Annotated in this window: 20 protein-coding genes; 11 read left to right on the forward strand and 9 right to left on the reverse strand. The window is 68.7% G+C overall.

Going from position 1 to position 21,699, the window contains the following annotated elements:
* The first annotated feature begins 4 nt into the window (after positions 1–4).
* Positions 5–2,764, forward strand: coding sequence for a magnesium-translocating P-type ATPase (gene mgtA, locus ACUTR7_RS05580; RefSeq protein WP_445608321.1), 2,760 nt, complete (start codon positions 5–7; stop codon positions 2,762–2,764).
* 40 nt (positions 2,765–2,804) lie between these two features.
* Positions 2,805–3,521, forward strand: a complete 717-nt coding sequence (locus ACUTR7_RS05585) for an MgtC/SapB family protein (RefSeq protein ID WP_012203158.1) — start codon at positions 2,805–2,807, stop codon at positions 3,519–3,521.
* 7 nt (positions 3,522–3,528) lie between these two features.
* Here the strand turns inward: ACUTR7_RS05585 and ruvB are convergent, their stop codons facing one another.
* The gene (ruvB, locus tag ACUTR7_RS05590; protein ID WP_043825727.1) at positions 3,529–4,599 is read right to left on the reverse strand and encodes a Holliday junction branch migration DNA helicase RuvB; all 1,071 of its coding nucleotides are present in this window, start codon (positions 4,597–4,599) and stop codon (positions 3,529–3,531) included.
* A 7-nt stretch (positions 4,600–4,606) separates the two neighbouring features.
* Positions 4,607–5,179: a Holliday junction branch migration protein RuvA gene (gene ruvA / locus ACUTR7_RS05595; protein WP_333905052.1), complete on the reverse strand. Its 573-nt coding sequence runs from the start codon at positions 5,177–5,179 to the stop codon at positions 4,607–4,609.
* A gap of 125 nt (positions 5,180–5,304) precedes the next feature.
* Between ruvA and ACUTR7_RS05600 the strand changes: the two genes are divergently transcribed.
* Together ACUTR7_RS05600 and ybeY are read left to right on the forward strand one after the other, a co-directional pair.
* Positions 5,305–6,276 carry a PhoH family protein gene (locus ACUTR7_RS05600; RefSeq protein ID WP_012203155.1) on the forward strand — a complete coding sequence of 324 codons (972 nt, stop codon included), beginning with the start codon at positions 5,305–5,307 and terminating at the stop codon, positions 6,274–6,276.
* Positions 6,277–6,346: 70 nt separating this feature from the next.
* The gene (ybeY, locus tag ACUTR7_RS05605) at positions 6,347–6,805 is read left to right on the forward strand and encodes an rRNA maturation RNase YbeY (RefSeq protein ID WP_012203154.1); all 459 of its coding nucleotides are present in this window, start codon (positions 6,347–6,349) and stop codon (positions 6,803–6,805) included.
* A 14-nt stretch (positions 6,806–6,819) separates the two neighbouring features.
* Here ybeY and acuI read toward each other — a convergent pair whose 3' ends face one another.
* From acuI to ACUTR7_RS05620, 3 genes are read right to left on the reverse strand one after another with little or no spacing between them, the layout of a single operon-like run.
* Positions 6,820–7,806, reverse strand: a complete 987-nt coding sequence (acuI, locus tag ACUTR7_RS05610; RefSeq protein ID WP_012203153.1) for an acrylyl-CoA reductase (NADPH) — start codon at positions 7,804–7,806, stop codon at positions 6,820–6,822.
* A gap of 41 nt (positions 7,807–7,847) precedes the next feature.
* A complete protein-coding gene (locus tag ACUTR7_RS05615) occupies positions 7,848–9,104 on the reverse strand; it encodes a CaiB/BaiF CoA transferase family protein (RefSeq protein ID WP_141830485.1) in 1,257 nt (418 codons plus the stop codon).
* Between the two features lie 22 nt (positions 9,105–9,126).
* Positions 9,127–10,098 carry a tripartite tricarboxylate transporter substrate binding protein gene (locus ACUTR7_RS05620; RefSeq protein WP_013804299.1) on the reverse strand — a complete coding sequence of 324 codons (972 nt, stop codon included), beginning with the start codon at positions 10,096–10,098 and terminating at the stop codon, positions 9,127–9,129.
* A 118-nt stretch (positions 10,099–10,216) separates the two neighbouring features.
* On the opposite strand from ACUTR7_RS05620, the gene ACUTR7_RS05625 reads away from it, so the two are divergent.
* Positions 10,217–11,161: a LysR family transcriptional regulator gene (locus ACUTR7_RS05625; protein ID WP_034390154.1), complete on the forward strand. Its 945-nt coding sequence runs from the start codon at positions 10,217–10,219 to the stop codon at positions 11,159–11,161.
* A gap of 190 nt (positions 11,162–11,351) precedes the next feature.
* Positions 11,352–12,110 carry a sulfite exporter TauE/SafE family protein gene (locus ACUTR7_RS05630; protein WP_012203149.1) on the forward strand — a complete coding sequence of 253 codons (759 nt, stop codon included), beginning with the start codon at positions 11,352–11,354 and terminating at the stop codon, positions 12,108–12,110.
* 28 nt (positions 12,111–12,138) lie between these two features.
* Here ACUTR7_RS05630 and ACUTR7_RS05635 read toward each other — a convergent pair whose 3' ends face one another.
* Entirely contained in the window at positions 12,139–12,501 is a 363-nt protein-coding gene (locus ACUTR7_RS05635) for an Arc family DNA-binding protein (protein ID WP_445608322.1), read from the reverse strand.
* A 127-nt stretch (positions 12,502–12,628) separates the two neighbouring features.
* Here ACUTR7_RS05635 and ACUTR7_RS05640 point away from each other — a divergent pair, with 127 nt between their 5' ends.
* Complete coding sequence (locus ACUTR7_RS05640; protein WP_445608323.1) at positions 12,629–13,024, forward strand: hypothetical protein; 396 nt, start codon at positions 12,629–12,631, stop codon at positions 13,022–13,024.
* Between the two features lie 126 nt (positions 13,025–13,150).
* On the opposite strand, the gene ACUTR7_RS05645 is transcribed toward ACUTR7_RS05640, so the two are convergent.
* From ACUTR7_RS05645 to ACUTR7_RS05655, 3 genes are all read right to left on the reverse strand, one after another.
* Complete coding sequence (locus ACUTR7_RS05645; RefSeq protein WP_445608324.1) at positions 13,151–14,926, reverse strand: dipeptidase; 1,776 nt, start codon at positions 14,924–14,926, stop codon at positions 13,151–13,153.
* Between the two features lie 121 nt (positions 14,927–15,047).
* The gene (dtd, locus tag ACUTR7_RS05650) at positions 15,048–15,518 is read right to left on the reverse strand and encodes a D-aminoacyl-tRNA deacylase (protein ID WP_141830508.1); all 471 of its coding nucleotides are present in this window, start codon (positions 15,516–15,518) and stop codon (positions 15,048–15,050) included.
* Positions 15,515–16,507, reverse strand: coding sequence for a cation diffusion facilitator family transporter (locus ACUTR7_RS05655; protein WP_207443717.1), 993 nt, complete (start codon positions 16,505–16,507; stop codon positions 15,515–15,517). Before ACUTR7_RS05655 ends, dtd begins: the two co-directional genes overlap by 4 nt.
* A 73-nt stretch (positions 16,508–16,580) precedes the next feature.
* Here ACUTR7_RS05655 and ACUTR7_RS05660 point away from each other — a divergent pair, with 73 nt between their 5' ends.
* The 4 genes from ACUTR7_RS05660 to ACUTR7_RS05675 all read left to right on the forward strand — a co-directional run bounded on the left by ACUTR7_RS05660 (position 16,581) and on the right by ACUTR7_RS05675 (position 21,699).
* On the forward strand, positions 16,581–18,146 hold the full coding sequence (locus tag ACUTR7_RS05660) for a sensor histidine kinase (RefSeq protein WP_445608325.1): 1,566 nt from the start codon (positions 16,581–16,583) through the stop codon (positions 18,144–18,146).
* Positions 18,143–18,784, forward strand: a complete 642-nt coding sequence (locus ACUTR7_RS05665; RefSeq protein WP_013804314.1) for a response regulator transcription factor — start codon at positions 18,143–18,145, stop codon at positions 18,782–18,784. The genes ACUTR7_RS05660 and ACUTR7_RS05665 overlap by 4 nt, the downstream gene beginning before the upstream one ends.
* A 160-nt stretch (positions 18,785–18,944) precedes the next feature.
* Complete coding sequence (locus ACUTR7_RS05670) at positions 18,945–19,448, forward strand: GlcG/HbpS family heme-binding protein (RefSeq protein WP_170962090.1); 504 nt, start codon at positions 18,945–18,947, stop codon at positions 19,446–19,448.
* A 172-nt stretch (positions 19,449–19,620) separates the two neighbouring features.
* Positions 19,621–21,699 (forward strand): putative bifunctional diguanylate cyclase/phosphodiesterase, encoded by a 2,079-nt coding sequence (locus ACUTR7_RS05675; protein ID WP_034390137.1) that lies wholly within the window; start codon positions 19,621–19,623, stop codon positions 21,697–21,699.

A 21,699-nucleotide genomic window follows, 5' to 3' on the forward strand; every position in this document is an offset into this window, starting at 1 on the left:
CACCATGAAAAGCCTCAAGCACCTGTTCCAGGCGTTTCTGCGCAGCCGCCACGCCCTGGGACTGTTCCGGCGCAATGCCCTGCCCTCGGGCACGGCCGTGCACCACTCGCGCTCGGTTTCGCCAACCCTCACACGCGAGCTGCTGCGCGCCTCGCGCGATGACATTGCCGCCGTGCTGGCGCGCACCGGCTCCAGCGAGGACGGCCTGACCCGGGAGCAGGCCCGCGCCGCGCTCACGCGTTTGGGCCCCAACGAGGTCGAGCACGAAAAGCCGCTGCCCGGCTGGCTGCACCTGTGGTACTGCTACCGCAATCCCTTCAACCTGCTGCTGACGCTGCTGGCCGTGGTCTCCTACGCCACGGAGGACATGAAGGCCACGGTCGTCATCGCCTCCATGGTGCTGCTGTCCACGCTGCTGCGCTTTGTGCAGGAAGGCCGCTCCAACCGCGCCGCCGCGCGGCTCAAGGCCATGGTCAGCAGCACGGCCACGGTGCTGCGCCGCAATGGCGGCCCCACGGCGCCGGCAGATGCCGACTCCGCAGACGCCCCGCACAGCGGCTTCGGCCAGCAGGCGCGCCGCTACGAGGTGCCGCTGCGCGAGGTCGTGCCCGGCGACTTCGTGGTGCTGTCGGCCGGGGACATGATCCCTGCCGACTGCCGCGTGCTCAGCGCCAAGGACCTGTTCGTGAGCCAGTCCGCCATGACCGGCGAATCCCTGCCCGTGGAAAAGCGCGCCGACGCCAGTGCATCGAATGGCACCGGCGTGCTGGATGCCAGCAACCTGCTGTTCATGGGCACCAACGTGGTCTCGGGCACGGCGCTGGCCGTGGTGCTGGCCACGGGCAACCGCAGCTATTTCGGCACCATTGCAACGCGGGTGACTTCCAACGACCGCGCGCCCACGGCCTTCGAGACCGGGGTCAACAGCGTCAGCTGGCTGCTGATCCGCTTTGCGGCGGTGATGGTGCCCGTGGTGCTGTTCATCAACGGCTACACCAAGGGCGACTGGGCCGAGGCCTTCCTGTTCGCGCTGTCCGTGGCCGTGGGCCTGACGCCCGAGATGCTGCCCATGATCGTGACCTCCACCCTGGCCAAGGGCGCCGTGGTGCTGTCGCGCCGCAAGGTCGTGGTCAAGCGGCTGGACGCCATCCAGAACTTCGGTGCCATGGACGTGCTGTGCACCGACAAGACCGGCACGCTGACCCAGGACCGCATCGTGCTGGAGCGCCACACCGACGCCTTCGGCCAGCCCTGCGATGAGACGCTGCGCTTCGCCTACCTCAACAGCCACTACCAGACCGGCCTGAAGAACCTGCTCGACCATGCCGTGCTGGAACACGTGGAGCTGCACACCCAGATGCGCCTGGCCGAGGACTACCGCAAGGTCGATGAAATCCCCTTCGACTTCGAGCGCCGCCGCATGTCCGTGGTGGTGGCCGAACGCAACCACCACCACGAGCTGATCTGCAAAGGCGCGGTCGAGGAAATCCTGGGCGCCTGCACCCGCCTGCGCGAAGGCGACGGCACGCGCCCGCTGGACGAGGAGCAACTGGCCCGCGTGCGCCGCGTGACGCGCGAACTCAACCGCGAGGGCCTGCGCGTGGTCGCCGTGGCCATGAAGGAAGTGCCGCCGCACAAGAGCGACTACGGCGTGGCCGACGAGTCGGAGCTGACCCTGATCGGCTACATCGCCTTCCTGGACCCACCAAAGGAAACCACGGCCGAGGCGCTGGCCGCCCTGGCCGCGCACGGCGTGGCCGTCAAGCTGCTGACCGGCGACAACGAACTGGTAGCCGCCAAGGTCTGCCGCGATGTGGGGCTGCCCGCAGACCACATCATCCTGGGCACGCAGATCGAGCACATGAACGACGAGATGCTGCGCCAGACGGTGGAGCGGCACCAGCTGTTCGCCCGGCTCACGCCGCTGCACAAGGAGCGCATCGTGCATGCGCTACGCGCCAACGGCCACATCACCGGCTTCATGGGCGACGGCATCAACGACGCCCCGGCCCTGCGCGCGGCCGACATCGGCATCAGCGTGGACAGCGCCGTGGACATCGCCAAGGAAGCGGCCGACATCATCCTGCTGGAGAAAAGCCTGATGGTGCTGGAGCAGGGCGTGATCGAGGGCCGGCGCACCTTCAGCAACATGCTGAAGTACATCCGCATGACGGCCAGCTCCAACTTCGGCAACGTGTTCTCGGTGATGGTGGCCTCGGCCTTCATCCCCTTCCTGCCCATGCTGCCGCTGCACCTGCTGGTGCAGAACCTGCTGTACGACCTCTCGCAGATCGCCATCCCCTTCGACAACGTGGACGACGAACTGGTGCGCCAGCCGCTGCGCTGGAACCCGGCCGACCTGGGCCGCTTCATGGTGTTCTGCGGGCCCATCAGCTCGCTGTTCGACATCCTGACCTTCGCGCTGATGTGGTTCGTCTTCGCCGCCAACACGCCCGAGCAGCAGACGCTGTTCCAGTCGGGCTGGTTCGTCATCGGGCTGCTCACGCAGACGCTGATCGTGCACATGATCCGCACGCCCAAGATCCCCTTCCTGCAAAGCCGCCCGTCCTGGCCGCTGCTGCTGGCCACGGCGGCCGTGATGGCGGCCGGCATCTTCCTGCCGATGGGGCCGCTGGCCGGCTACTTCAAGCTGCAGGCGCTACCGGCGGCCTACTTCCCGTGGATGATTGCCATATTGCTGGGCTACGCTTGCCTGGCCACGCTGCTCAAGCGCGTCTACATCCGCCGCTACGGCTGGCAGTGACGCACCCTTCAACCCATTCACCAGGAAAGCCCGGAACCCCATGCAGGCCCTGCAGAACCTCAACCCCGGCGCCATGCTGGACACCTTCGTCAGCCTGACCACGGCCTTCGTGTTCGGCGCCCTCATCGGCCTGGAGCGCCAGGTGCGCCAGCGCACGGCGGGGTTGCGCACCAACACCCTGGTCGCCGTGGGCGCGGCCGTCTTCGTGGACCTGGCCGTGCGCCTGGGCGGGGCCGAGGGCGCCACGCGCGTGGTGGCCTACGTGGTCTCGGGCGTGGGCTTCCTGGGCGCGGGCGCCATCATGAAGGAAGGGGCCAACATCACCGGGCTGAACACAGCGGCCACGCTGTGGGGCTCGGCCGCCGTGGGCGCCTGCGCGGGCGCCAGCCTGGTGGCCGAGGCCGGCCTGGCCACGCTGTTCGTGCTGGCCAGCAATACCTTGCTGCGCCCCGTGGTCAACCGCATCAACCGCCGCCCGGTGGATGACGAATCCACGGAATCGACCTACTACGTCTACGCCATCTGCCACCGCGGCGCCCAGGGCGATGTGCGCGAGCAGATGCTGGAGCTGCTGGAGAACGCCAGCTACCCCGTGCGCGGCGTGGAAACCCATGCCTTCGGCCCGCAGGACACGGAGATCGAGGCCATGCTCTACGCCACCTCGGTGGACTCCGACGAGCTGGACCGCGTGATCGCCGCCATCGAGGCCCTGCCCGGCGTGCTGCAGGCCTTCTGGAACGCCGGCACGGAGGAATGAGCCGTCGTCAGCTGGCGTCGTCGCCCGGCACGGGAAGGCCCAGGTGGCGGTACGCCGCCTGGGTCGCCATGCGCCCGCGCGGCGTGCGCTGCAAAAAGCCCTGCTGGATCAGGTAGGGCTCGATCACGTCCTCGATGGTGCCCGCCTCCTCGCCGATGCTGGCCGCGATGTTGTCCAGGCCCACGGGGCCGCCGTCGAAGCGGTGCACCACGGCCTCCAGCAGCTTGCGGTCCATGATGTCGAAGCCCTGGGGATCGACATCGAGCATGGCCAGCGCACGGTCGGCCAGCTCGCGCGTGATGCTGCCGTCGCCGCGCACATCGGCATAGTCGCGCACGCGGCGCAGCAGGCGGTTGGCAATGCGTGGCGTGCCGCGCGAGCGGCGCGCGATCTCGAAGGCGCCCTCGTCGTCAATCGGCGCGTTCAACAGGCCTGCACTGCGCCGCACGATGCGCGCCAGCTCCTCGGCCGTATAGAACTCCAGCCGCGCCACGATGCCGAAGCGGTCGCGCAGCGGATTGGTCAGCATGCCCGCGCGCGTGGTGGCGCCCACCAGCGTGAACGGCTGCAGGTCCAGCTTGATGGAGCGCGCCGCCGGCCCCTCGCCGATCATGATGTCGATCTGGTAGTCCTCCAGCGCCGGGTAGAGGATTTCCTCGACCACGGGCGACAGGCGGTGGATCTCGTCGATGAACAGCACATCGTTGGCTTCGAGGTTGGTCAGCAGCGCCGCCAGGTCCTTGGGCTTTTCCAGCACGGGGCCGCTGGTCTGGCGCAGGTTCACGCCCAGCTCGGCCGCGATGATGTGCGACAGCGTGGTCTTGCCCAGGCCCGGCGGGCCGAACAGCAGCACATGGTCCAGCGCCTCATTGCGCTTTCGGGCCGCGCCGATGAAGATCTCCAGCTGCTCGCGCGCCTTGGCCTGGCCCACGTACTCCTGCAGCAGCTTGGGGCGCAGCGCGCGCTCCATGGCCTCTTCCCCGCGCGAGACCGGCGCGGCCGAAATCATGCGCGGCTTGTCCGGTGCCTTGTCTGGCGGGAAGCCGCCCTGCCCGAAATCGTCGGTATGGATGCTCATGCGCCGCTCACTTGGCCAGCGCCTTCAGCGCCAGCTTGATGCCTTCGGTCACGCCCACGTCGGGCGGCAGCTTCTTGAGCGCGGCGGCCGCATCCTTGTCGGAATAGCCCAGCGCCATCAGCGCCTGCACGATGTCGTTCTGGTCGTTGTTCACGAACAGCGACTGCGCGCCCGTATCGGCGCCGATCTTGCCCTTGAGCTCCAGCAGCAGGCGCTCGGCCGTCTTCTTGCCGATGCCCGGCACCTTGATCAGGCGGCCCACCTCCTGCAGCGTCACGGCCTGGGCCAGGTCCTCCACGCTCATGCCGCTGAGCACCGACAGCGCCATGCGCGGGCCGATGCCGGTGATCTTGATCAGCTCACGGAACGCCTGGCGCTCGCTGTGCGTGCCAAAGCCGTACAGAAGCTGCGCATCCTCGCGCACCACGAAGTGCGTCAGCAGGCTGACCTTGGCCCCACTGGCGGGCAGGTTGTAGAAGGTGCTCATGGGCACCTGCACCTCGTAGCCCACGCCGCCGCAGTCCACCAGCACCTCGGGCGGGTTTTTTTCCAGCAGCGTTCCTGTCAATTTGCCTATCATTGGTGTCCTTTGCCGCCCTGGGGGCGGCTTTTCATGCCCGTCCGCAACCGAACGCCGGCCCATTCACAGGGTATGGCACCACGCCCTCGCGCTGGCCGCCGCCCGGAATCTCTGGAATTATCCGCGTGATCCTGCGCCACACCTTCACACCCCACGACAACAACCGGTTGAGCCACGTCTGCGGCCCGGCCGACGCGCACCTGCGCACCATCGAGATCGCAATGGGCGTCAAGATCGCCCACCGCCACGAGCAATTCAAGATCGACGGCCCCAAGGCCAAGGCCAACGACGCACTGGAGCTGCTGCAGGCCCTCTACGAGATGGCCGACGACCCTATCCTGGACGACTCCCTGCAACTGATGCTGGCCGGTGACACCGAACTCATCGAGCAGCCCCAGGACGCCATCCAGCTGTCCACGCGCCGCCCCGACCTGCGCGCGCGCACGGCCAACCAGTCGGCCTACCTGGAGAACATCGCCCGCCACGACATCACCTTCGGCATCGGCCCGGCCGGCACCGGCAAGACCTACCTGGCCGTGGCCTGCGCCGTGGACGCGCTGGAGCGCAGCGCCGTGCAGCGCATCGTGCTCACGCGCCCGGCCGTGGAAGCGGGCGAGCGCCTGGGCTTCCTGCCCGGCGACCTCACGCAGAAGGTCGACCCCTACCTGCGCCCGCTGTACGACGCGCTCTACGACCTCATGGGCTACGAGAAGGTGCAAAAGGCCTTCGAGCGCAATGTGCTGGAGATCGCGCCGCTGGCCTTCATGCGCGGGCGCACGCTGAACAACGCCTTCGTCATCCTGGACGAGGCGCAGAACACCACGCCCGAGCAGATGAAGATGTTCCTCACGCGCATCGGCTTCGGCGCCCGCGCCGTGGTCACGGGCGACGTCAGCCAGATCGACCTGCCCAAGGGTGCCCTGAGCGGCCTGATCGATGCCGAGCGCGTCTTGAAGCGCGTCAAGGGCATCGCCATCAACCACTTCACCAGCGCCGACGTGGTGCGCCACCCGCTGGTGGCCCGCATCGTGGACGCCTACGACGCACGCGGCCAGGCCCCGGCACGCCGTGCCGCACCGCGCCTTGCAGCGCATTGATCCAGACAGCCACAGCAGACGCCCGCCTACGGGCGCTCCAAAGCACAAGCTCACGCCCACGCACTTCCCCATGTCCCTGAACCAACTGCAACTGTCCCTGCAATTCGCGCGCTTTGCCGAGGCGCCCGTCCACCGCGCCGTGCTGTCCCGCAGCAAGGTCACGCGCTGGATACGCCACGCCCTGGCCGTCGATGCCGAAATCACCGTACGCATCGTCGACGCCGAGGAAGGCCAGCAGCTCAACCGCGAGTACCGGCAAAAGGACTACGCCACCAACGTCCTGACCTTCGACTACCAGCAGGAGCCCACGGCCATGGCCGACCTGGTGCTGTGCGCCCCCGTGGTCGAGCGCGAGGCGCGCGAGCAGAACAAGACGCTGGAGGAGCACTACGCCCACCTGCTGGTGCATGGCACGCTGCATGCCCAGGGCTGGGACCATGAAACCAGCGAGCAGGACGCCGAGGAAATGGAAGCCTACGAGACCGAGATCATGGTCGAGCTGGGCTTTGCCGACCCCTACGCCAAGTAGGGCCCGCGCGGGCCTCAGCGCGCCGTATCGATGACGACCCGGCCGCGCACCTGGCCGGCAAGCAGCCTGGGCGCCAGCGCAACCGCATCGGCCAGGCCCGCCTCTTCGGTATTGCGCTCCAGCACCTCGCGCGGCAGTTCGGCAGCCAGCCGCGCCCAGGCCTGCTCGCGCCGCGCCTGCGGCGCATAGACGCTGTCGATGCCCAGCAGCGACACGCCGCGCAGAATGAACGGTGCCACGGAAGCCGGCAGGTCCAGCCCCTGCGCCAGTCCGCAGGCCGCCACGCAGCCGCCGTAGCGCAGGCTGGCGCACACATTGGCCAGCGTATGGCTGCCCACGCTGTCCACGGCCGCCGCCCAGACCTCCTTTTGCAGCGGCTTGCCGGGCGCATCCAGGCTGCTGCGCTCCACGATCCGCGCCGCGCCCAGCGCCTTCAGGTGCTCGGCCTGTTCGGGCCGCCCGGTGCCGGCATGCACCTCGAAACCCAGGCGCGACAGCAGGGCCACGGCAATGCTGCCCACGCCGCCATTGGCCCCCGTCACCAGCACCGGGCCGCTGGAAGGCGTGATGCCATGCGCCTGCAGCGCCATCACGCACAGCATGGCCGTATAGCCGGCCGTGCCTATGGCCATGGCATCCCGTGCGCTGAAGGCCTCGGGCCGGCGGATCAGCCAGTCGCCGTTCACGCGCGCCTGCTGGGCGAGCCCGCCCCAGTGGGTCTCGCCCACGCCCCAGCCGTTGAGCAGCACGGCATCGCCGGGCTGGAAACGCGCGTCCTCGCTGTCCAGCACCGTGCCGGCCAGGTCGATGCCCGGCACCATGGGGAACTGGCGCACCACGGGCGAGCGCCCCGTGATGGCCAGTGCATCCTTGTAGTTGAGAGTGGAATGCGAGACGGCCACGCGCACCGCGCCGGCAGGCAGGCTGGCTTCGTCCAGCTCCACACACTCGGCACGGGTTTCACGTGGTACGGGTTGGGTCAGCAGCAAGGCTTTGAACATGGGGTCTCCAGCAAGGCAGTGGCAAAGGAATCCAAAGGCAATCAGGACTGCGGCGCGCCCAGCACGCCGCTGCGGCACAGGCGGACGATGGCCTCATCCGCCATCCCCAGCTCACGCAGCAGCGCGAGATTGCCATCGCCCAGGGCGGGGGCCGGCGCACCCGGCAGGGGCTCGGCATCCATCCACCGGAACCCCAGCCCCGGAGTGTCCACCGCAGCGCCGCCGGCGCCATAGCTCACAGGTGACACGGTGCCGGCGGCGCGGGCCTCGCCCAGGAATTCGCCCAGGCGCCGCACCCTGGCCGCAGGCACGCCCACGGCGTTGAGCCGGGCTTCCATGTCCCGTGCGCTGCGTGCGGCGAAGGCCTCGGCCAGACATGCCTGCAGCCGCTGCAGCGCGGACGCATCGCGCGCGGCAACAAAGCCGCCCTCGGGCGCGTTGAAGGCATCGAGGTCCAGCAGCGTGGCGTCCTCGCATAGGGCATCGAGCTCCAGCACGCTGGCGAGCCTGCGAAACTGCTGCGGCGTGTTGGCGGCCGTGGACAGCCAGCCGTCGGCGCAACGGTAGGTGTCGGCCGCCGGGCTCCCCGTATAGCCCCGGTTGCCCACGCGCCGCGGCTCCACGCCATGGGTGAGATAGGTACAGGCATGCGGGTACATCAGCATCAGCGAGGCCTGCAGCATGGAGGCATCGATGTGCTGGCTGCGCCGCTCGCCAGGCGCCCAGGCGTTGCGCTGGTGCAGGGCCGCCGTGACCGACAGCGCCCCCAGCATGCCCACCGCCACGTCGATCACGGGAAAGCCTACCTTCACGGGCGGCGCTTCCTCGTCGCCCCCCGCCATCATCATCATGCCCGTGAGCGCCTGCACCACATGGTCATAGGCGCCCCGCCCGGCCCACTCGCCCTGCTGGCCAAAGCCCGAGATGGAGCAATACACCACGTCGGGACGCACCGCCCGGATGTCCTCGTAGCCCAGGCCGTGGCGCGCCACCACGCCGGGGCGGAAGTTCTCGATGAACACATCGGCCGTGCGCGCCAGGGCACGCACGATGTCCGCGCCCTCGGGCTGGCGGATGTCCACCGCCAGCGAACGCTTTCCCGCATTGAGCGCCACGAAGCCTGAAGGCATGCCACCCCCGGGCTCGCCGGGCGCCCGGCTGTTGCGCATGACCTCGCCACGCGTGGGCTCGACCTTGATGACCTCGGCCCCGAGCTGGGCCAGGTAGTGCGAGGCCAGCGGCCCCGCGATCACATGCGACATGTCGATGACGCGCACTCCTTGCAGCGGCTTGTCCATACCCGTCTTGCCTTTCCCTGGTTCAACTGTTGGCGGTGATGCCGGCCAGCTCGATGATGGCGGCCCACTTGCGGTTCTCGCTGCGCACGAAATCAGCGAAGGCCTGCGGCGAAGCGCTGGCCGTGGCCTCGTTGCCGACAGCCTCGAACGAGGCGCGCAGCGCTGGCTGGGCGGCGGCCTGGCGCACGGCGGCGTGCAGGCGCTCGACCACGGCAGGGGGCGTCCTGGCCGGAGCCCACAGCCCGAACCAGGACTCCTGCACCGCCAGCTCGCTGCCCAGCACCTCCTGCAGCGTGGGCACCTCGGGCAGCTGCGCCAGGCGCTTGCGGCTGGTCACCGCCAGGGCCCGCAGCTTGCCGCCCTGCACCTGGGGAATGCCGGTGCCCGCCACCGGAAACGCATACTGCGTATCGCCGCGGATCAGCGATGCCGCAATCTCCACCGATCCCTTGAGCGGTATGTGCGTGACCTGCAGGCCCGCCAGCGAGGCCAGCGTGGCGCCCGCCAGATGGGCCGAAGTGCCTATGCCGCCCGAGCCGTAGTTGGCCTGCGCCGGCTGTGCCTTCAGCCCCGCGATCAGCTCCCGGGCCGTGCGCCAGGGCGCATCGGCACGCACCACCAGCACCGTGGGCGACGAGGCCAGGTTGCTGACGGGCGTGAAGTCGCCGATGGGGTCGAAGCGCAGGCCCGGCTGCAGCAGCTTCTGGATCAGGTGAGTGTTGGAGCCCATCAGGCAGGTGTAGCCATCGGCGGGCTGCTGCGCCACATACTGCGCGGCCAGCACGCCGGCCGCACCCACCTTGTTCTCGATCACGATGGACTGCCCCAGGATCTCCCCCAGCACCGGGCCGGCCTGGCGCAATTGCACATCAGGCCCCCCGCCCGCCGCATACGGGGAAATCACCCGCACCGGCCGGCTCGGAAAATCGCTGGCCCGCACCAGCGGAAGCGCGGCAGCCGCCAGGCTGCCTGCCAGAAAGACGCGTCTGTCCATGGTCCTGTCTCCTTGTCGCTTGTCGTCGTGGGGTCACGATAGAACGGCAGGTCCATTTCCAATAGTGATATGTTTGGATGGATGGCAAACCTCCGGTAATCACTCCACCCCCGGGAACATGCACGACTTCGACCCGCAACGCCTGCTGTCGCGGCTGCGCTTCAAGCACCTGCAGCTCCTGCTGGCCCTGCACCAGGGAGGCAGCCTGCGCGCCGCCGCCGGCCTCATGCATTTGACCCAGCCCGCGCTGAGCAAGGCCCTGGGCGAGATCGAGGCGGCCTTCGGCGTGACGCTGTTCCTGCGCAATGCGCGCGGGCTCGAACCCACGGCCCAGGGCGAGATCGCCATCCGCGGCGCGGCCATGCTGCTGGCCGAGCTGCGCCATCTGGGCAGCGAGACCGCCCAGCAACCCGCCATCACCTTGCTGCGCATCGGCACCCCGCCCTTCGTGGCACAGGGCTACCTGCCCGGCGTACTGGCGGACCTGGCCGCACAGCAGCCCCATGTGCGTGTACAGCTCAAGGAAGAACGTGTGCCTCTGCTTGTGCAATGCCTGCTGGACGGCCAGCTCGATGCCCTCATCACCAGCTACCCCACCGAGCTGCCCGAGGCTGCAGGCCAGCCGCTGCGCTACGAAAAACTGTTCGACACCGGCTTCACCGTCATCGCCCCGCCGGACCACCCTGCAGGCCACGCGCGCAGCAACCGCTGGGAGGAGCTGGCGCGCCAGCGATGGATCCTGCCCACGCGCAGCTCCATGCTGCGCCGCATGATGGAAGAGGTGTTCCGCCGCGAAGGCGTGATCGCGCCCACGCCCGTCATCGAATCCACCAGCCCCTTCACCAACCTGCAACTGGTCCGGGCCGGCCTGGGGCTCAGCGCCGTACCCGACTCCACGCTGCAGGCCTCGCCCCGGTCGCTGGGGGTGCGCAGGGTGCATGTCACACCCGCCATCTCCATGGGCCCCGTGGCGCTGATCTACCGCAGCGCCGTCGCCAACCCACGCGTCGCCCTGCTGCGCGCCACGCTGGGCCTGCCCGGCCCGGGGGTGGAGCCGCCCTAGTCGCCAGGCGGCCACCACGCCAGCGCGATCCTGTCCTTTTGCGCAAAGCAGCCCTGACCCCGCCGCCATGCCGGTGCGACAGCCCGGCCGATGGACCGGCACTAAGATCGGCCTCGACCTATAACACCGGCCTGGCCGCGCAAGGCCACGGCGGCCTGCCGATGCCTGGCCCCAGGAGGAGACAACACCCATGTGGGACATCGCACTGCTCATGAGCGCCGCCTTCGTGGCCGGCGCGCTCAATGCCGTTGCCGGGGGCGGCAGCTTCCTCACCCTGCCCGCCCTGGTCTTCACCGGCGTGCCGCCCGTGGCCGCCAACGCCACCGGCACCGTCGCCCTGCTGCCCGGCTACATGGCCGGTGCCTGGGGCTTTCGCCAGGACATGGAGCCGCCGCCCGGCCTGGGCATGCGCGGCGTCATCGTGCTGTCGCTCATCGGCGGCTCGCTGGGCGCGGCCCTGCTGCTGGTCACGCCCGACCACCTGTTCCGCAAGGTCGTCCCCTGGCTGCTGCTGGCAGCCACCGCCATGTTCGCCTTCGCGCCCCAGCTCAGGCGCATGGCATCACGCGGCAGCGCCGAGCATGCCGCCCATGCATCGCCCCTGAAGGCCGGCGCCGGCATGCTGGCCGTGGCCATCTACGGCGGCTACTTCAACGGCGGCCTGGGCATCCTGCTGCTGGCCCTGTTCGGCCTGCTGGGCCAGACCAGGCTGCACGCCATGAACGGCATGAAGAACCTGGTCTCCGCCCTGCTCACGGCCATTGCCGTCGCCATCTATGCGGCCGGCGGCGTCGTGCAGTGGGAACAGGCCCTGGTCATGATGATTGCCGCCACCGCAGGCGGCTACGGCGGCGCCCGCCTGGCGCGCCGCATCCCGCCCGAATGGCTGCGCGCGGGCATCGTGCTGACGGGGCTGGTGATGGCGGGGGTGTTTTTCTGGAGGCAGTGAGGCGGGGCTTTTGAAGAAGGGCCGCTGCTCAGGCTTTCCTTGGCCGCGGCCTATTCTTTGGCGGCTGTGCATCCACCGGTGCTGTCTCAGCAGACACCAATGGCATTGCACGCAGGCTTTCAGCAACCCTGCGTGCGACGTCCTCTTTCCATGAATCATCCTGGGTCAGCGTCAAAACGGCCACATCCGCAAGCGACGCCGCCATCGCGGACCGAACGGCCACATCCTTTCCAAAGTCTGCTTTGGCGCCGGTTGCGTCAAGGCTGCTCTCCAGCCTCGCAATGATTTCTGCGTTCACGCTGCGATTGTTGTTCTTGGCAACGAGGGTGAGCTTTTCACGCAGCTCCACAGGCATACGCAACGGGTAGGACGGCACTTGCTTGTCAGTCATCCGCCAGATTCTGGACATCAGAAAGATTCATGACAAAGAATCTATTTGACATCAATCAATCACAGATATCTAATAGATTCAGAGTGGCTCGCCACGCCCCAATACCGAATCGGGAGGAGTTACCGACATGGATGCCGCGTCCAAGCAGTCGCACCCAGTAGACACCGCTGCCTGGCCAACCATGCAGCAAATGATCGCCCTGTCCATTGCCCGCGCAGAGATGGGGCTGGTTGCTCTGATCGAAACACGCTGTGCCGACATGGACTGGCATGACGCGGATGTAGAGGTGGACCTGGCCGCAGACCTGGCGCTGAACCACATCCGGCAAATTCGGCACAAGGTATTCGAGGACGCCAGCGAATTCGACAACGAGTGGTACCTCGCCCGCGCAGCCATCGCCCTGGCCGCCCAGGCCTTCAATCGTCCACATAGTCTCTACGCCCGGCGCCTGAAACTGCTCTTGCAACTGTTTGATGAAGCACCGTCCTTTGTGGAATACGCGGAGCATGGCCCGGAGGGCTGAATGCAGGCAGGCCTCTGCCGCATCCAGGGCAGTCGGCTTTCATGTGTCGAATGACTGGGCGGAAGTGGATGAAAAAAAGCGCCTTGCTTTCACAAGGCGCTTTCGCATTTCAATAGCCGGAGAGTGTCACTGCATCTGCTTCAGATTCCCGATGCGCACCAGCATTTCCGTGAACATCTGCATGTCAGCGCGCAGGTCCGGCAGTTCCTTGTATTCGAGCGCGTTGTGCGCCGTGTACTTCTTGCCGGGCATGGCGGGGCCGAAGTTGATGGCGTTGGGCATGAGCTTGGCCGTGGTGCTGCCGGCCGTGGGCACGGGTTTGGCGTCCAGGCCCGTGGTGTCGCCGAAGATGTTGAGCAGGGTGGACAGCCAGGCGCCCTTGGGGTCGCGCGCCATCCAGTTGCCCTGGGTGTATTGCAGGGTCAGGGGGACCTTGGCGGCCGCGCTCCAGCGGGTGATGCGTTGCTCGACTTCGGTGCGCAGTTGCTCGGGCGTCTTGCCGCGCGGCATGCGCACGTTGGTGGTGACTTCCAGCTTGCCGTCTGCCGCCTTGATGAGGTTGGGCGACAGGGTCAGCGGGCCCATGAAGTCGTCGGCATAGGCAACGCCCAGCTGCTTGCCGAAGTAGTCGAGGCCGAAGGCGCCGTTGATGTAGCGCAGGGCGTTGCTGTAGGCATTGGACTGGACCAGGGCCACGCCATCGGTGGGCATGAGCACCTGCTGCAAGAACAGCGTCAGGCGCGGCACGGGGTTGACGCCTTCCTCAGGGCGCGAGCCGTGGGCCGAGGTGCCCGTGACCTTGATGGTGGCTGCAGTGCCGCTGCGCTGGATGTCGATGGTGAACGGCCCGCCCTGCCCTGCATAGCTGGTGGTGAAGTCACCCTTGGCCGCCTGCAGGCGTGCGGCGATGGCTTCGATGGCGGCTTCGTCGCCGGCCGTGATGGTGGCGGTGGCGGTCTGCGCAATGGCGTTGGCCGAGGCGGCGCCGGCCATGGCGGTGATGGCGGGCTGGGCGGGGTCGGCCTTCACGTCGTCGAATACGGCCTTGAGCGCGCCCGAGCCTTTTTCCGCGACGACGGCGGGGTACTTGCTGTCCAGCACGATGTTGTAGGCAGGCAGCGTGGTCTTGCCCTGGTAGTACTTCATGGCGTCGCCGCCGGTTTCCTCGGTGGTCTCGATCATGAGCCGTATGCCGCGCGACAGGGGCAGGCCGCTGTCCTTGACGGCCTTCATGGCAAACAGCACGGTGGCGATGGAGCCCTTGTCGTCGATGGTGCCGCGCCCGTAGAGCTTGTCGCCCACGCGCGTGACCTTGAAGGGGTCGATGGCCTGGCCGTCCAGCACCCATTCGGCGGGAACGACGGGGACGACGTCTGCATGGGTGAGGATGCCGAATTCATCGGCACCCGCGTTCGCGGTGTTCGCGGTGGTCGCAGGCAGGGTGACTTCGAAGATGCGGTTGTCCACGTTGCGGTACTGCAGGCCGAAGTCCCTGGCCATCTGCTGCACCAGTTCGCCGAAGGCCAGGATGGCCGGGCTTTCGTGCGGCGGCACCTTGGCATCGCGCACCGTGGGCAGGGCGACCATGCGCTCGATGCTGGCCAGCACCGCCTGCTCCTGCGTGAGCCGCGTGTACAGGCCCAGCAGGCGGGCGATGTGGTTGAGTTCATCCCCCGTGAGCGCGGCGCCTGCGGCATGGCGCTGCACGGCCTGGGCGATGGCAGGCTGCGCGGCTGCGGCCTGCTTCAGGAAGCTGGCGAAGTCGGTGGGTGCCGGCTGCGCCTGGGCCAGGGCGTCCAGCGCGGGCTTCCTGAGGGTGTCGGCGCCGGCCGCGCCGCTCCACGCCAGGGCCATGCTCATGGCAAGGGCCAGGGTGGAGGCTTTGAACGGATGGTTCTTCATGGTCGTCGGTCTGTCGATGAATGCTGAGGCCGCAAGAATACGGGCTTTGCAGCCCTTCTCCGGCCAGGACGTGCTCGCAGATCGCGCCAGAATCCGCCCCAGAACAGCAGGTCTGCGGCAGCTATGCGGCCGCGGCCGGGGCTATCGACAGCGGAATGGTCACGGGCCCGTCGTTGAGCAGGTGCACCTGCATGTCGGCCCCGAAGCGGCCCGTGGCGACTTCCGGGTGCAGGGCGCGCGCCCGCTGGACGATGTAGTCGTACAGGCGCTCGCCCTCGGCCGGTGGCGCGGCGCGCGTGAAGCTGGGGCGGTTGCCGCCGCCGGTGTCGGCCGCCAGCGTGAACTGGCTGACGATGAGCAGGCCGCCGCAGGCGCCCTGCCCGTCCAGGTCCTGCACGCTGCGGTTCATCTTGCCCGCGTCGTCGGCAAAGATGCGCAGCTTGAGCATCTTGGCCAGCAGCTTGTCGGCTTCGGCCTCGGTGTCGCCGCGCTCTGCGCAGACCAGGGCCAGCAGGCCGGGTCCTATGCTGCCGGCGACCTGGCCGTCGATTTCCACGCGCGCCTGTTTCACGCGCTGCAGGATGCTGATCATTGTTCGGGGTTCGGGTTCTTGTCGGTGGATGGGGAAGGAGTGTCCGCCTGGCCTGCCGCCTCGATGGCGGCTTCCATGGCGGTCTGCATGCCCAGGGGCAGCAGCTCGATGCGCGCATACAGGCCGGGCACGGCCTGCAGAAGTTCGGCCTCGATCTCGGTGCGCAGCCGGGCGGCGCGGGCCACGCTCCAGTCGCCGGGCACATGCATGTGCAGGTCGGCAAAGCTGCGCTCGCCGGCGCGCCGGCTGGAGATGTTGTCAAAGACCACACCCTGCTCGCGGTGCGCGTGGCGGTCCAGAACGGCGTCGATGCGCAGGCGCTCGGGCGCGTCCAGCGCCTGGTCCATCAGGCCCTGGGAAGATTGCCAGACCAGTTGCGCGCCCTGCACGCAGATGTTGAGCGCCACGCCTATGGCCACGGCCGCGTCCAGCCACAGCCAGCCCGTGAGCGATGCGCCGATCAGGCCGATGACGACGCCGGCCGAGGTCCAGACATCGGTGAGCAGGTGGCGGGCATCCCCCTCCAGCGCCATGGAGCGGTGCTGGCGCGCCGAACGCAGCATGGCCACGGCCAGCAGGCCGTTGAGGGCCGAGCTGACCACGGACAGCGCCAGGCCCCAGCCCAGTTGCTCAAGCGGCTGCGGGTTCCACAGCCGCGCCAGCGCCGCCCAGGCGATGGCCAGGCTGGCGCCGATGACCAGGATGCCCTCGAAGCCCGCAGAGAAGTACTCGGCCTTGTGGTGGCCATAGGGATGATCGGTGTCGGCCGGCCGCTTGGCGATGGTGACCATGGTCAGCGCGAACACGGCACCGGCCAGGTTGACGAAGGATTCGAGCGCGTCCGACAGCAGGCCCACCGAACCCGTGAGCCACCAGGCCAGGGTCTTGAGCACGATGGTCAGCAGTGCCACAACGACCGAGATGCGCAGCAGGCTGTGCGGCGCCATCCAGTCGGGTGCGTTGGCGGTAGATGGAGTGGACTCGGCCATGCTGCGCTGCGATAGGTGGGGGTGCTGCGGATTAGACCACTGCCTGCGCGGGCCGCATGCCAGAATCCGCGCCATGAATGGATGGCAGCGATCAGCGGGGTGGGTGCTGGCCTGGGCCGTGGCCGCAGGCTGCGGCGCGGCCTGGCTGGCGCATGGGCGCCTGCAGTCGCTGCGCGAGGTCTTCGATACCGATGCCCGCATTGCCCACCGGCTGCTGAGCCAGCGCATGGTGCAGCACGACGCCATCCTGGGCACGCTGGCGCTGCTGCAGCCCCGCCAGCCCGCGCCAGACCAGGCCTCATGGAAGCAGTTGCCGCGCCTGTATCCGCAGGTGCTGGATGTGGCGCGCCGCTCGGCCGCCGCAGGCGAGTCCTGGCCCGCGCCCTGGCCGCACGGCATGGCCGAGGCCGAGCGCCGCTCCCAGGCCAGCGGCCATGCCGAACTGGCCCTGGCCGATCTCACCCGGGGCCGCCTGTACCTGGTGCAGGCCGGGCTGCCGGCCAGCTATGCATTGCTGCTGGACCTGCGCGCCACCATTCCCGCCGACGAATGGCCCATGCCACCGGCCACCAGCCCGGTGCGCGCCTGGCTGGCCCTGGGCGGGCAGGAATTCCTGATCCAGCCCGGCAGCACCGGCTCGCCAGGCTGGAACACATGGTCCTGGGAGGTGAGCAAGACCCTGGCCTCGCCCAGCCAGCCGCTGGTGCTGTACCTGCGCCAGCCGCTGGACGCCTCGGTGCTGCCCTGGACGGCCATGCTGGGCTGGGCCCTGGGCTGCGCGCTGGCCGTGGCAGCGCTGCGCGCCCTGCTGCGCCAGCGCGTGGCCCGCCGCCGCGCCGAGCAGTTGCTGCAGCTGGGCCAGGTGGCGCGGCTCAATACGCTGGGCGAACTGGCCGCCGGCATGGCGCATGAGCTGAACCAGCCGCTGACGGCCGTGCTGTCCAACAGCCAGGCCGCGCGCCGCCTGCTGGCCGAGGACCCGCCCGAGATGGACGCCGCCCGCCAGGCCATGACGCAGGCGGCCGAGCAGGCCAAACGCGCGTCCGCCGTGGTAGGCCGGCTGCGTCGCCTGGTGGAGCAACCGGGGCTTGCGCCCCAGGCCGAGCCGCTGGATCTGAACCAGGCCGTTGCCGAAGCGCTTTATCTGCTGGAGCCCGAGCTGCGGCGCCGCCAGGTCCAGGTCAAGGTGCAGATGAAAGTGCAGGCCGCCGATCTGCCCGCCGCCCAGGCCGACCCCGTGGCCGTGCAGCAGATACTGCACAACCTGCTGGTCAATGCGCTGCAGGCCATGCAAGAGCAGCCGCCCGCAACACGCCATCTGCGGGTGGAACTGGAACGACGCGACACCCGCCTGCTGGTGGCGGTGCAGGACAGCGGACCCGGCGTGGTGCCCGAGATGCGCCAGCGCCTGTTCACCCCGTTTGCCACGGGCCGCGCCCAGGGGCTGGGCCTGGGCCTGACGTTGAGCCAGAGCCTGGCCGAATCCATGGGCGGCAGCCTGGAGCTGGCCGCCTCGGGACCGGGCAGCGGAGCCCGCTTCGAGCTGCTGCTGCCTGCGGCGTGCGCCAGTGCATGCGCCAATGCATCCACGGCACGCGCCGCCCCCACCGCATCCACACCACCACCACCGAACCCATGACCGCCGCGCCTGCCCAAGACCTGTCCCCGCTGATCCATCTGGTCGATGACGACGAGGCCGTGCGCGACAGCCTGGCCCTGCTGATCGGCACCGTGGGCCTGCGCGTGCAGTGCTGGGCCGATCCGCTGGCCTTTCTCGAAGGGCTGGACCGCCAGGGCATAGGCGCCATCGTGATGGACGTGCGCATGCCCGGCATCGGCGGACTGGCCCTGCTGGGCCGGCTGGTGGAGCAGGGCGTGGACCAGCCCGTGATCATGCTCACCGGCCATGGCACGGTGGACATGTGCCGGCGCGCCTTCAAGGCCGGCGCGGCCGAGTTCCTGGAAAAGCCCGTGGATGACGAGGTGCTGATCGACGCGCTGCAAGGCGCCGTGCGCCAGCATGTGCAGTCGCGCGAACGCCAGCAGGCCGACCGCGATGCGCAGCAGCGCTTCGCCCAGCTCTCGGCGCGCGAGCGCGAGGTGCTGGCGCTGATCGTGCAGGGCCTGACCAACAAGGAGATAGGCCGCAGCCTGGAGCTGTCGCCGCGCACGGTGGAAACGCACCGGGCCAACCTCTTCGCCAAGCTGGAGGCGCCCAGCCTGGCCCAGCTCATACGCCGCTACGCCAGCCTGGCAGACACGGCGGCAGGCGCCTGAAGCGCCACCTCCTCGCCCAGCAGCGCGCCTGGCTTCTCCGTATTTCTACGCAGCGCCGCGCGTAGCCGTCCGAATGGTGCGCGGCGGCGGCATTTTCTACAGTGCATGCATGCCGTCCGGGCGTGTGGCCCGGGCCGTACTGACCCCCAAGGAGAAGACCATGCAACGCCACGCCACCAAGCTCGCCACCCTCGCTGCCCTGACGCTGGGCCTGATCACCACCGCCGCCCAGGCCGAGGCCGTGCGCACGGAAAAGAACATGTCGCTGGAGCTGGCCAACCAGATCGCCGCACGCAGCGTGGCCGCCTGCGCCGCCGACGGCTATGCCGTCACCGCCACCGTGGTGGACCGTGCCGGCACCGTGCGCGCCGTGCAGCGCGCCGACAATGCCGGCCCCCACACGCTGGAGGCCAGCCGCCTGAAGGCCTATACGGCCGCATCGGCCAAGAACAGCACGCTGGCCATCATGGAAGGCGCGCAGAAGAACCCCGGCGCCGCCAACCTGGTGAACATTCCCGGCTACCTGCTGCTGGGCGGCGGCCTGCCGGTGAAGGTGGGCAACGAGGTGATCGGCGCCGTGGGCATCGGCGGCGCGCCCGGCGGCCATCTGGACGACAAGTGCGCCCAGGCTGCACTGGGCCAGGTGCAGGACCTGCTCAAGTAAAGAAGCCGCGCCGCACGTGATGCGGCGCTGCAAAAAAAAGACAGGCCGCCATGGCGGCCCCCGATGCCCGACAGCCGCACGCGCTCCCACGCGTCAGCGGCCGCTCACCCTCGCACAAGAGCGCTATCAAAATCTCGGCGATTCCGCTATAAATCCCCAGCGAGGGGGACGCATGCCAGAGAACATCGATGCGCAAGACACGGGGCCCGACGATGCGCTGTTGCGGCTGATAGCAGATACGGCTCCGGCCATGCTGGCCTACTTCGATGCGCGCACGCTGCGCTGCCGCTTCGCCAACATCAACTACGCACGCAATTTCGGATTGACGCCCGCCGAGGCGGTCGGCAAGACCGTGCGCGAGATCGTGGGCGAAGCCGTGTGGCAGCTCATCGCCGAGCATGTGGAGCGCGGCCTGCGCGGCGAACATGTGCGCTACGAGCGCGAGGTGCCCCAGCCGGATGGACCGCCTCGCCATATCGAATCGCTGCTGATGCCGCACTTCGAGCACGGGCAGCTGCAGGGCGCCGTGGTGCAGATCACCGACGTGAGCCACCACCACCATGTGGCGCAGAAGGTGCGCGACAGCGAAGAGCGCATGCGCAAGTTCACCGAGGTCACGACCGAGGCCATCGTCATGCACCGCGACGGCCTGATCATCGACGGCAACGAGGCCCTGTCCCGCCTGGCCGGCTACACGCTGGACGAGCTGACCGGCCGCCCCATCCTCGACTACATCTGCCCCGAATTCCGCCTCTACGCACTGCAGTACATGCGCAGCGGCCGCGAGGACCGCTTCGACGGCGCCATCCAGCACAAGGACGGCCACCGCATCCCCGTGGAGATCGAGGCCAAGACCATGCCGGCCGAGGGCGGGCCCTACCGCATCGTGCTGGTGCGCGACATCACGCTGCGCCAGCTGGCGCAGGAGCGCATGGACTTCCTGGCCCAGCACGACCAGCTCACGCAGCTGCCCAACCGCGTGCGCCTGATCCAGATGCTGCGCCAGGCGCTGTCGCTGGCTTCGGTCAAGCAGCGCACGCTGGCCGTGCTCCTCATCGACCTGGACCATTTCAAGACCATCAACGACTCGCTGGGCCACCAGGCCGGCGACCTGCTGCTGTGCGAGGTCGCCCAGCGCCTGCGCGGCAGCGTGCGCGCCCACGATCTGGTGGCGCGCGTGGGCGGCGACGAGTTCGTGGTCGTGCTCACCGATGATCCCGATCCGCAGGAAACCGAGACACAGGCCAGCCACCTGCAGCGCATCATCGAGGCGCCCTGCGCCATCGATGGCACGCCGCTGGTGATCTCGCCGTGCATGGGCATCGCCATGTACCCCGGCGACGGGAAAAACGCCGAAGAGCTGCTCAACCGCGCCGAAAGCGCCATGCACATGGCCAAGGACAGCGGCCGGCGCAACCTGCAGTTCTATGCACCCGCCCAGGACGGCCAGGCCACCCAGGCCCAGATGCTGATGCAGGAGCAGCAGTTGCGCGGCGCGCTGGAGCGCGGCGAGTTCGAGCTGTACTACCAGCCCCAGACCTTCACGGCCGATGGCCGGCTGGCGGGCTTCGAGGCGCTGGTGCGCTGGCGCCACCCGCAGCGCGGCCTGGTGCTGCCCGGCGAGTTCATCGGCTTTGCCGAGGCGCGCGGCCTGATCTCGGCCATAGACCACTGGGTGCTGCGCGAGGCCTGCCGCCAGGCGCGCCAGTGGCAGGACGAGGGCCTGGCGCCGGTGCCGCTGTCCGTGAACCTCTCGGCGTTGGAATTCCGCCAGCGCGACATGGCGCGCGAGGTGGCACAGGTGCTGGAGGAAACGGGGCTGGAGGCGCGCTGGCTGCACATCGAGCTGACCGAGTCCACGCTGATGCACACCAGCGGGCAGGTGCAGGACACCTTGCAGGCGCTGCAGGCCCTGGGCGTGGGCCTGGCCATCGACGACTTCGGCACCGGCTACTCCTCGCTGGCCTACCTGCGCCGCCACCCGATCAACCAGCTCAAGATAGACCGCTCCTTCATCGCCGACGTCCCCGATAGCGAGGACGACACGGCCATCGTCACCGCCATCGTGCAGATGGGCCACAGCCTGCACCTGGACATCGTGGCGGAAGGCGTGGAAACACCTGCCCAATTGGCGCTTTTGCGCGAGCTGGGCTGCGGCATGATGCAGGGATACCTTGTGGCGCCCCCCCTGCCGGCCGAGAGGGCGCGCGCCTGGCAATTGCACAACAGTCATCCAGTCCAACGACAATAG

This window comes from Delftia sp. NA_296.1, from assembly GCF_052692095.1.